At 39.0% G+C, this 11721-nt stretch carries 11 protein-coding genes; 8 read left to right on the forward strand and 3 right to left on the reverse strand.

Going from position 1 to position 11721, the window contains the following annotated elements; genetic code table 11:
* Positions 1–105 precede the first annotated feature (105 nt).
* The 7 genes from PQ456_RS10750 (at position 106) to PQ456_RS10780 (ending at position 8329) form a co-directional block, all read left to right on the forward strand.
* A complete protein-coding gene (locus PQ456_RS10750) occupies positions 106–1116 on the forward strand; it encodes a FecCD family ABC transporter permease (protein WP_273616125.1) in 1011 nt (336 codons plus the stop codon).
* On the forward strand, positions 1113–2168 hold the full coding sequence (locus PQ456_RS10755; protein ID WP_273616126.1) for a FecCD family ABC transporter permease: 1056 nt from the start codon (positions 1113–1115) through the stop codon (positions 2166–2168). Before PQ456_RS10750 ends, PQ456_RS10755 begins: the two co-directional genes overlap by 4 nt.
* A gap of 55 nt (positions 2169–2223) precedes the next feature.
* Complete coding sequence (locus PQ456_RS10760) at positions 2224–3033, forward strand: ABC transporter ATP-binding protein (protein WP_273616127.1); 810 nt, start codon at positions 2224–2226, stop codon at positions 3031–3033.
* Positions 3014–3829, forward strand: a complete 816-nt coding sequence (locus PQ456_RS10765) for an IucA/IucC family C-terminal-domain containing protein (protein ID WP_273616128.1) — start codon at positions 3014–3016, stop codon at positions 3827–3829. Before PQ456_RS10760 ends, PQ456_RS10765 begins: the two co-directional genes overlap by 20 nt.
* A 93-nt stretch (positions 3830–3922) precedes the next feature.
* On the forward strand, positions 3923–4558 hold the full coding sequence (locus PQ456_RS10770; protein ID WP_273616129.1) for an RraA family protein: 636 nt from the start codon (positions 3923–3925) through the stop codon (positions 4556–4558).
* Between the two features lie 202 nt (positions 4559–4760).
* A complete protein-coding gene (gene rhaD / locus PQ456_RS10775) occupies positions 4761–5603 on the forward strand; it encodes a rhamnulose-1-phosphate aldolase (RefSeq protein WP_273616130.1) in 843 nt (280 codons plus the stop codon).
* 323 nt (positions 5604–5926) lie between these two features.
* Positions 5927–8329, forward strand: a complete 2403-nt coding sequence (locus PQ456_RS10780; protein ID WP_273616131.1) for a bifunctional diguanylate cyclase/phosphodiesterase — start codon at positions 5927–5929, stop codon at positions 8327–8329.
* A 100-nt stretch (positions 8330–8429) separates the two neighbouring features.
* On the opposite strand, the gene PQ456_RS10785 is transcribed toward PQ456_RS10780, so the two are convergent.
* The 3 genes from PQ456_RS10785 to PQ456_RS10795 all read right to left on the reverse strand — a co-directional run bounded on the left by PQ456_RS10785 (position 8430) and on the right by PQ456_RS10795 (position 9716).
* Positions 8430–8888 (reverse strand): DMT family transporter, encoded by a 459-nt coding sequence (locus tag PQ456_RS10785; RefSeq protein WP_273616132.1) that lies wholly within the window; start codon positions 8886–8888, stop codon positions 8430–8432.
* A 12-nt stretch (positions 8889–8900) separates the two neighbouring features.
* Entirely contained in the window at positions 8901–9332 is a 432-nt protein-coding gene (locus PQ456_RS10790; protein ID WP_273616133.1) for a DMT family transporter, read from the reverse strand.
* A gap of 69 nt (positions 9333–9401) precedes the next feature.
* Complete coding sequence (locus PQ456_RS10795) at positions 9402–9716, reverse strand: ArsR/SmtB family transcription factor (RefSeq protein WP_273616134.1); 315 nt, start codon at positions 9714–9716, stop codon at positions 9402–9404.
* Positions 9717–9928: 212 nt separating this feature from the next.
* Between PQ456_RS10795 and PQ456_RS10800 the strand changes: the two genes are divergently transcribed.
* Positions 9929–11467 (forward strand): acetate--CoA ligase, encoded by a 1539-nt coding sequence (locus PQ456_RS10800; protein WP_273616297.1) that lies wholly within the window; start codon positions 9929–9931, stop codon positions 11465–11467.
* The last annotated feature ends 254 nt before the right edge of the window (positions 11468–11721 follow it).

The raw sequence follows: 11721 nt of genomic DNA on the forward strand, positions 1-11721 counted from the left end.
CATCACCTGCTCCTCCTTTTATCACATTTACTGGATAGGAGTATAGCTGTAGTCCTGTGACTGCAATCATTTAACAAAACGTAATCATGAAAGAGTGAATGTCTATTGGTTTTATTCAAAAGCAATACAGCCAAATGGTGCGGATTAATTATTACGTTATTATTATGTATCGTTGTTCTAGCGATTAGCCCGATGTTAGGGCGAACTTTTGTACCGCTCAAAGAAGTGATCGCGGCGATACTTCATTACAATCCTGAATCGATAGCAGACGTGGTAGTGTATACAGAGCGATTGCCACGTGCCATTATCGGAATAGTAGTAGGAGCAAGTCTAGCGGTTGCAGGTGCATTAATGCAAGCACTGACACGCAATCCATTAGCTTCACCGAGTACATTTGGGATTAATGCAGGAGCTATCTTTTTTGTCGTGATAGCTAGTCTGCTATTTTCGATAACCGAAATGACGCAACTGATGTGGTTTGCTTTTGCAGGGGCATTAGTAGCGGCAGTAATCGTCTATGGATTGGGGTCGATAGGACGAGACGGATTAACACCGATAAAGATTGTACTCGCAGGATCAGCGATTCTGGCGTTATTTACTTCATTTACACAGGCGATGCTTGTTTTAAATGAAACAGGTATGCAAAATGTATTATTCTGGTTAGCTGGAGCGATTGGTGGACGAACATTAGCGATGTTACAACCGGTTCTGCCGTTGCTGACGATTGCAGGTATAACTGCATTATGTATGGGACGAGCGATCAATTTATTTGTCACCGGTGAAGAGATTGCCAAAGGCATGGGACAACGTGTGCTATTACTCAAACTGGTTATTGGTTTGATCATTGTTATTCTTGCAGGTGGTTCGGTGGCTATTGTGGGCGCTGTCGGATTTGTAGGGTTATTTATTCCTCATATTGCACGTGCACTTGTAGGAGCTGATTACCGCTGGATTATTCCATTTTCCGGTGCTTTGGGAGGTTTGTTGTTAATGACAGCAGATCTAGTGGCACGATTAGTGATTATACCGGCAGAGATTCCATTAGGTGTAATGACAGCATTTATCGGGGTACCGTTCTTTATCTATATCGCTCGTAAAGGAGTGACATGGAAATGAACAAACATAGATATTGGACATTACGCAGTCGTTCTGCGAGATTTCATATGCAAGTAGAAAAAAGATCTGTTCGTACTTTGGCGATATTGATAGCGCTTGTGATCATCATTGGCATTATAGGTGTAGGAATCGGAGAGACATGGATACATCCATGGGAAGTGATTAGAGCTATATTCGGTCACAGTTCAGGCAACTATGATTTTGTATTGTATCGCTTGCGCTTACCGCGTGCTGTTGTAGGTTTGCTAGCAGGAGCAGCGCTGGGCATGTCGGGTGCTATTTTACAAGGAATGATTCGTAATCCGTTAGCTTCACCAGATATTATCGGTATTACAGGTGGAGCGTCAGTGGCGGCTGTTTTATTTCTTTCATATGGAAATAGTGTATTTCATCTAAGTATCGACTGGTTACCTGTGGCAGCTATTACAGGAGCACTGGTTGTATCGGGGCTTATCTATCTATTGTCATGGCAAAATGGTGTGACACCGATGCGACTGGTATTGATTGGGATAGGAATCTCAGCAGGAATGAGTGCACTGACTACTTTTATGCTTGTGATCAGTTCTTCGTTTACAGCAAGCAAAGTATATATCTGGTTAACAGGTAGTGTATATGGGGCTACATGGAGCGGAGTTTATTCTATTTTGCCTGTATGTATAGTAGCAATTCCATTACTTTTGTACTTTGCCCGTAGTCTTAATTCGCAAGAATTGGGTGATGATGTAGCGCTAGGTCTGGGTGTACGAGTGCAGAAGCATCGCTTGATGTTGTTACTATTAAGCGTGATTTTGGCAGGAAGTGCGGTAGCTGTAGTTGGAGCAGTTGGATTTGTCGGATTAATTGCACCACATATTGCCCGTAGATGGGTTGGTCGTACATTTGGCAGTGTTGCACTTGCCTCGGGGTTGCTCGGAGCTTTACTGGTATTTGTAGCCGATGTTATCGCACGAACAGCTTTTTATCCGATTGATATTCCAGCAGGTATATTTACAGCGGCGATCGGTGCTCCTTTTTTTATCTATTTGTTATATCAACATCGGAATCGGTTTTGAAAAAAAGCATATTCACTAACATGAATACATGGAGCATACAAGGAGGGGGAAGATGATGGATCAAATCGAAGCAAAAAATATGACGATCACATATGGAGCAGATCCTATTATCGAAAATCTGAATCTGCATATTCCTAAAGGTGAAATAACGGTTCTGATTGGAAGCAACGGGTGTGGTAAATCGACGATTTTACGTACATTGGCACGTCTACTCAAGCCGAACAATGGATCGATATTGTTAGCAGGAGAAGAAATCGCTCATATTTCCACCAAAGAGATCGCTCGCCGGATGTCTATTTTACCGCAAGGCCCGAATGCTCCTGAAGGATTAACCGTAGAACAATTAGTTAAGCAAGGAAGATATCCGCATCAGAGTTGGCTCAAACAATGGTCTATTCAAGACGAGCAAGCTGTTGAGCGAGCACTGGAATTAACACATATGGTGGAATTAGCTGATCGAGCAGTAGATTCATTATCTGGTGGACAACGTCAACGTGCATGGATAGCGATGACGTTAGCACAAGGAACAGACACTTTATTGTTAGATGAACCGACAACGTATCTTGATATGACGCATCAAGTTGAAATTTTGGATTTGCTGTTTGATTTGAATGAACGTGAAGGGCGCACGATCGTTATGGTACTGCATGATCTGAATCTGGCTTGTCGGTATGCTCATCATATGATCGCTGTACACAATCGAGGGATTTACGCTCAAGGAAGACCTGAAGATATTATGACCGTAGAAAATGTACAATCGGTATTTGAAATGCGTTGTCAGATTGCACGTGATCCTTTATTTGGTACACCAATGCTTATACCTTATGGAAAGGGGAGAGTCTTACATGAATCGCTCTCTGTCTAATCTTACATCTTGGGAATCATATGAATGGGAGTATCTGAATCAAGAATTAAGATTAACTGATCAGATTGCAGAAGATGATGAGTATAGTGTCACTTCTTCTGCCTTGTTAGACCCTCAGCAATGTGCAGCCTATTTGGATCGGTTGCAACCATTGTATCGTTCATCTTCACGTGCACTTACAGCTTCGATGTTTTCCAAACGTTACGCTTTTATGATGGTATGTCCTATATTGTATGCGATGAGTATGTATCGCAAAACATTTTCGCTGAATATTGATAATTGTCAGTTAGAATCAGCGTATTTCCAATTACCGACTCGCAAAACATGGATGCCTAATCTACTGTTGCGTGATCCAAGTGTATATGAGCTTCAATCTGCGGATGTAGCCAATAATGAATTATACGCCCAACAGCGGGAAGATATTGTACGACGTGTATTTGCAGAGCATCTTCAACCTATTTTACAAAATATCTCGGAAGTGTCTTCGATCTCACGAACTATTTTATGGGAAAATATAGCGATCTATGTATATGTACTGTACGAAAATCGGTTATTGAAAGAAGCAAACGAAGAACAACGTCAACAGATACAGCAGGATTTGTATTATCTGACTCAAGAAGCGCCGAATGATTGCTTTGGAGAAAAGCGTAATCCGTTGACACAATTTTATACCAAAAAGCGCGTAGTACCTCTTTCAGAACAACCACAACGTGTACGCAAAACGTGCTGTGCTCATTACGAGTTACCTGCTCCATCGGATTATTGTCCAACCTGCCCTAAAATTTGCAAAAGTTAAAGTATCAGTACAGACAGGATCCATACAGTAAATCCTATATCAAAATCATGATTGAACTCATTTGTACATTCAATAAAGAAAGGAGTACAGCAGATGTTACGTATCGAACCGCGCGTTCAAGGTGTTACAGCAGAATTAATAACATTGTACAGTCAACTTCAGCCTTCTACATTAGGTCATCTGACAGACTTTGGATTTTTACGAGGAATACAGCCTTTATTTCGTCCGATTCGAATGCTTGGCAATGCGGTGACTGTACGTATTCCTCATCTTGATTCCACAGCGATTCGACATGCGTTGCAACAAGTAATGCCTGGCGATGTGATTGTGGTGGATATGTCTGGAGATGATTTTCGAGCATGTTGGGGAGAATTTCGTACATATGTAGCGATGAAAAAAGAAGTGGCAGGTGTCGTGATCTCTGGTTGTGCAACCGATGTGAAAGTGATTCGAGAATTGAATTTCCCGGTATTTGCGACAGGAACCAGTGCATTAACTACTCGAAGCTTAGACATGGAAGGCGAAGTAAATACACCGATTAGTGTATGTGGTGTAACCGTACAGCCAGGAGACTTGATTATTGGCGATGATGATGGCGTATTTGCTGTTCATCCTAATCATGCACAGATACTAGGTGAGCAAGCTTTAGCCAAACAACAACAAGAAGAACTTAATCGTCAAAAATACGGGTATGATCTTATAAAACCATATCCGTTACCCAAAATATAATAGTTGCTTATAAAAAGACATAAACAAACAAAAAAAGATAGATTAAATATTTATTTTGTTTTATTTATGTCTTTTTTTGTTGACTTTATTTCTAAGTAGGACTAATATAGCATTATAGATCAAGTAATTATTTTCACAAAGTATAAATGCAAATGATCAATTCTGTATCATCCTAACCCATATTGAATAGGAGAGATGTAACATGAACACCTCAACAGCAGCTCAACCTATCAAAGCAGGAATGCATATTCCTTTTGTACGCGAAATGGCAGAGACGACCTATAATATGTGGAAGTTCGGTTGGGATGAGCGGAATGGTGGAAATGTGAGCTGTATACTTGATGAAGAAGAAGTCTCGCCTTATATTGATATTCAGCAAGTACAATATAATATCCAACCTGCTTTTCCTGTACATGAATTAGCAGGTAAATACTTTATCGTAACAGGATCGGGTAAATATTTTAAAAATGTAATTGATGATCCTGAAGCCAACTTGGGTCTTTTGCGTGTATCTGCGAATGGAGAACAATTGGAAGTATTATGGGGATTTAAAAATGGAGCTGTACCGACAAGTGAATTGCCTTCTCATTTTATGAGTCATATTGAAAGGTTAAAAGTAGATCCTCAGCACCGGGTGGTCATACACAATCACGCAACAAATGTGATCGCGATGAGCTTTATCCATGATCTTAATGAAAATACATTTACCAAAACATTATGGGAAATGTGTACTGAATGTATTGTAGTGTTTCCAGATGGTATTGGCGTTATCCCATGGATGGTGCCGGGGTCTAATGCCATCGGTCAAGCCACTGCGCAGAAGATGAGAGATCATCATGCGGTATTATGGCCACATCATGGTATATTTGGGACAGGGCACTCGATAGATGAAGCTTTTGGACTTATCGAAACGATAGAAAAAGCAGCTCAGATTTATATGCTCACAGCTCATCATTCGGTTCGTCAGAAAATAACCGATCAACAATTAGCTGATCTAGCCACAGCTTTTGGTGTGACTCCACGTGCTGGCATTTTACAAATCTAAACATCATAACCAGTTTACAAATAGCGATTATTACATTTACAAAAGTAGATCATTGAATTAACGATCTACTTTTTTTATGTCTAAAAATAGGTCTTTTGATTTACTTTTTAACTTAAAAATAGAATAAAAGGAAAAAATATTGAATTTTTTTACGAAAATTAGCGAAAAATAAAAAATATTCATACTTTATTAACAATTTTTATGTAAAATGAGTTTAAAGTCTTTACTTTTTGTTTAAATTTATATGATAAAAGACTCATAGTAAGTAGTCTAAAGAACTAATAAGAGGATATATATAGAAACGTAACGAAAGAGGCAGAAAAATGAATACGATTTTGGAAACAACGATACCCGTCCACTGGCTATATGTGTTTATAGCCGCCTTAGCTTCTATGGTAGGTTGTGCTGTCATAGTTATTGGTTCTGCGTGGTCTAACTCTTCGTTGCGTAATCAATATGTGAAAAAAAGACAGCGGATAATAGCTCTCATTGGCGTACTAGCTTTTAGTACTTCTCATATCTTGATCCCCATATCAATGAATGTTCCGATCACAATGAAATATTATGGATTTCATCTTGTTTTTACGATTATTGGTTGTTATGGAGCAGTGTTTGCCGCTTCCCGTTATGCTTTCTCATCATGGCGTGGATCTATGCAATTTTTTGTAACCAGTATGACGGTAGCAATTACGATTTTAGTGTTTGATTATGCGAATACATTATATTTATTTCGAGGATTTTTGATCTGGCAACCTGAACTGATTTTAATGACTATTCCTATCGCTATTTCTATTTGTTTAGCAGTTATGCGCTTATTTTCACTATCTAGTCGTAATCGGGAACACGGTCTACGTTCGCCTACAATGATTTTTGGCATCATCACTTCAGGAATGGGGCTAGCAGGTATTCCGTTACTTTGTGCATATTCCGTATTACCATTTGATCAAATGGGATTGACTGAAAAATCGTATCTTGTTCCTTATATTTATATGATTTTTGTTACAGCTAGTCTGTATGCTATTCCGGATAGTTTTATCTTTGTCCGTGAACAAAAAGAAAATCGTGCAATGATTCAGCGAGAACAGTATTACAGTTCTTTGTATGAACAGAATCCTGATAGTGTGATTGAATTTGATATCAATGGTGTTATTACAGGGATTAATCGCCGTGCACAGAAAATGTCTAGTGAACTGGGTAAAACATTGATTGGAGTACGTGCTACAGACCTGCTAGAAGGCGAACAGAAAATTCTTGCTCAAGATCATCTAAAATTAGTGTTAAGCGGACATTCAAGTACGATTGACCTGGAATTAAAATATCAAAAAGATCGTACGTTATCGATAGCGTTAACGTCTATTCCTATCTTTGTACATGGCAAAATCGAAGGTGCTTATACTATTGTCAAAAATATTACCAAACGTAAACGAGATCAAGAAACGATCCGTCATCTTGCCTATCATGATGAATTGACAGGGTTAGCGAATCGCCGTTCTTTTGAAACTCGCTTATCGATGTATACGATGGTAGATAATCATCATTCACCGTTCACTTTATTTTTTATCGACCTGGATCGATTCAAACGTATTAACGATTTATTTGGTCATGCTTTTGGAGATGCTGTTATTCGTCACTCTGGTCTTGTACTGAAAAGTTGCCTGCCCAAAGATAGCTTTGTTGCTCGAATGGGTGGAGACGAATTTACAGTGATTATCCCGGGCTTATCAGATATCGAAGAAATCAAAAAAATAGCTGGCAAAGTGGTAGAACGATTTGTACAACCGTTTCATATTGAAAAGCATGCGGTAAAATTATCGGCATCGATCGGGATTGCCCGCTTCCCGGAAGATGGGGCATCCGCAGGTGTACTGACTCAGCGTGCCGATACAGCGATGTATACAGCCAAAGAAAACGGCAGTTCTCAGTATCAGTTCTATGACGCAGTATCTGATCAGAGCAGTCTGGAACAGATTATGCTAGAAAATGATCTGGAACAAGCGATCGATAATAATCAATTAAAATTGGTATATCAACCCAAGTTTGATATTCGTACCGGACTTATTATCGGCTATGAAGCACTTGTTCGCTGGTATCATCCTATTTTGGGTGAGATTCCGCCACTTTCGTTTATCCCGTTAGCAGAAAAGTCAGGCATGATTATTGCTTTAGAACAATGGGTGTTACGTACCGCTTGTTTGCAAAGTAAAAAATGGCAGTGTGAAGGTTATGATGCAGTACCGATTGCTGTCAACGTATCTCCTATTCACTTAATGAAGCCAGACATTTATGAGACTATTATCAAAACGCTACAAGAATTAGATTTTGATCCTACCTTGTTAGAAATTGAGATTACAGAAAGTGCAATGATGCATAATGAAGAGCATGTCATTGATATTTTGAGTAAATTAAAACAATCCGGCATTTCGGTGTCGATGGATGATTTTGGTACAGGTTATAGCTCACTTAGTTATTTGCATAATTTGCCAATCGGTTGTCTCAAAATCGACCGCTCTTTTATCCGCAAAATTACAGTAGATAAAGATAGTCGTGCGATCGCTGAGATGATTATCTCTATGGCGAAGCAATTAGGATTAAAAATTATTGCTGAAGGCGTAGAGACAGAAGAACAAGTAGCGTTACTCAAAGAGTGGAAATGTTATAACGTACAAGGATTCTATTACAGTCGTCCACTTGCCCCAGAAAATGCAATTCATAGTCGTGTATCGTAATGAACGCCGAGTAGTATCAATAAAGACCAAAATAAAGACCCTGAGTACGCTGTATGATCCAGCACTCAGGGTCTTTTATAATAGACAATTACTAATCTTGTTAAGAAGCCGTCTTCGTAACTGTTTTCTCGCGGAATACAAAGAACAAAGCAACAAGCATCAAAATGACTCCAATAAGACGTTTGATTCCAAAATGAATCGTTGCACTTTCAAACCAACCAAAGTGATCGATTGCCATACTGGCTACCAATTGACCGACAATCACAGAGATCACCGCAGCCGTTACACCAATCTTAGGAACAGCTAATACCATTAATGAAAGATAGACGACACCGAAAATAGCACAAAGCAATTGCCATTTAGGAACTTCGTGAATATTCAAAATATTGCCTTGTCCAAAGAAGTTTACAATAATAGTCAAAAAAATAGCACCTGTGAAAAAGGTGAAAAAGGCACTTTCGATCGTTCCAATTTTATTACCAAGTGTACCGTTGATTGCGGATTGAATACCTAAGCCGATACCTGCCAGTAAAGGAATAATTAACATAGCTATATTCATAATGTTGACCTCCTACAAGACTAAGAAAAACGACACAGTAAGCAAAACAACAGCTACCAATCGATTGACATTAAATTTGATTTTGGGTGAACCGAGAAGTCCAAAGTGTTCAATAATAATACTAATCACAATTTGCCCGATAATAACGGCAGTGATCGATATACCTACACCGATTAATGTTACACTGATTACGAGTAGAGCGAGGTAGACGACACCGAGCAGACCGCCAAGAAGATTCCATTTGGGAACTGTAAATATTGCGCCTAAGTTTCCTTTACCGAAAAACAACGTGACCAAAAAGGTTGCCATAGCTCCGATAATAAAAATGTAATACGTACTTTCTAACTCTCCTACATGTTCACCTAGCGCACCGCCGATAGCAGCTTCGATACTTAGAGACATACCTGCGATAATAGCCGCTAGATAAATCAGTATTTTACTCACATTATTCACTCCTTTTATATAAATATCTCGAATAATCGATATATCTTCAAAAAAAGAAACTAGCTTTGTTCAAATTTCTTCATCTAAGAACTTAGCTATTTTCTTAATTGTATCTTCATTACGACGATAATACGTCCATTGTCCATAACGTACCGCTTCAAGAAGACCCGCTTTTTGCATAATAGATAAATAATGTGAAACTGTTGACTGAGATAAATTCACCTTATCGTGGATATCGCCTACGCATACGCCACCTTTGATACTTACCTCCTTAGGCAAATGCGCTTGTTGCTGGGGAAAGTTTTTCTCAGGTTCTCTCAACCATTTCAAAATATTTAAACGCGTCTCATTTGAAAGAGCTTTAAAAATATCGATTTCTGTCATACAGGCTATTATATCGAATAATAGCGATATGTCAAATTAGATCTTTTCTGTTAGTATAGATAGAATTATGACTTTTGATATTAGAACCTGGTCTTAAGACGTGCTATACTATGCAGAAGTGATAACACTTATATTATGGTTGAATAAAGGAGATTACTCATTTGGATTATCAAAAATGGATTGCACCCGAACAATATAATCTGACGTCAGAGATGGAACGTCATGATGCTGATAAGATTGCTTTAAAATGGCTAAGCGAGCATGACGATTATGCTGAGATCACTTATGGTGATTTATTGAAAAAAGCCAATCGTCTAGCAAATGGATTGGTGAAGTTAGGACTTCAAAAAGGAGATCGCGTATTGGTCATGGTACCAAGACAGATTATTGCTTATGTTATTTATCTGGCTTGTCTGAAAAGTGGACTGGTCATTATTCCTTCTTCTGAAATGTTGCGTGCGAAAGACTTAGCATATCGTCTGGATCATTCTCAAGCCAAAGCTGTTATTGCCTGGTCTGATGTAATGGGCGAAGTGGATAAAATTCAAGATGAATTGCCATCATGGCAACATCGGATCGCTGTTTCTAATGAAGCAGTTACTTTATCAGAGAACTGGGTTGGATTAGACTCATTGCTAAATGCACAGTCTGAAGAATTCACAGCAGTAGATACGAAGCGAGATGATACAGCGATTCTCGCCTATACGTCAGGCACAACCGGCAATCCAAAAGGTGTTGTCCATACTCATGGTTGGGCATATGCTCACCTTCGTATTACCTCACCATGGCTTGATATTCGTGAGAGTGATACAGTGTGGGCAACTGCGGCACCTGGCTGGCAGAAGTGGATCTGGAGCCCATTCTTATCGGTTCTAGGAAATGGTGCAACTGGATTCGTATATAATGGATCATTCCATCCCAAACGGTATTTGCATTTGCTGGATGATTACAATATTCAAGTGCTGTGTTGTACACCGACAGAATACCGGATTATGGCTAAAATCGAAGGGTTAGATGAATATCAATTGCCTAACTTACGCAGTGCTGTATCTGCCGGCGAGCCACTAAATCAAGAAGTAATTCATACGTTCAAACGTCACTTCGATATTACGATTCGTGATGGGTATGGACAGACAGAAAGTACACTATTGATCGGTAATTTGATTGATACTGAAATTCGCTTGGGCTCTATGGGGAAATCGATGTCTCCTGGATTGGTAGAAGTGGTAGACGAAGAAGGTGTTCCTGTACCGGCTGGTCAGGTAGGGGATATCGCTGTTCGTATTGATATGCCTGCGTTATTCCAGACGTATTATCTGAATCCAGAACGTAAACAGGTTAATGTGCATGGTGATTACTTTGTGACTGGAGATCGCGCTTGGAAAGATGAAGATGGTTATTTCTGGTTTGAAGGACGGGGCGACGATATTATTATCAGCTCTGGTTATACAATCGGACCTTTTGAAGTAGAAGAAGCATTAATGAAACATCATGCTGTCAAAGAATGTGCAGCTGTAGCGAGTCCTGATGAAGTTCGTGGACATGTGGTTAAAGCATTTATCGTATTGCAAGACGGAGTAGAAGGTACACCTGAATTAATAAAAGAATTACAAACCCATGTTAAAGAGTGGACAGCACCATACAAATATCCACGCAAAATCGAGTTTGTAACGGATCTCCCGAAAACCAACTCTGGCAAAATTCGCAGAATAGAATTGAGAGAACAAGAGAAAAAGAACAATAGTCTTTAAAAATTAAAGGAAAATGAATATTATTGCTCAAAAAGCAACGAAAATGGCTGAATATAAGCTATTTCCGTTGCTTTTTCTTTTTTCTACAATGAAGGAACGATTGGCAAAATTCAAAACTTTTTGGACAATAATAACTTTATAAAATCACTTAAATAAATATTTCAACATATGAAAAATTCACAATAGAAAACCAGAAATGTTATCGCATCATACTCAAAAAACCATACTTTCGACGCTTAATCGAAAAAAAGAAA

It is taken from the genome of Paenibacillus kyungheensis (genome assembly GCF_028606985.1).
In the GTDB taxonomy this organism is placed as follows: Bacteria; Bacillota; Bacilli; order Paenibacillales; family Paenibacillaceae; genus Saccharibacillus; species Saccharibacillus kyungheensis.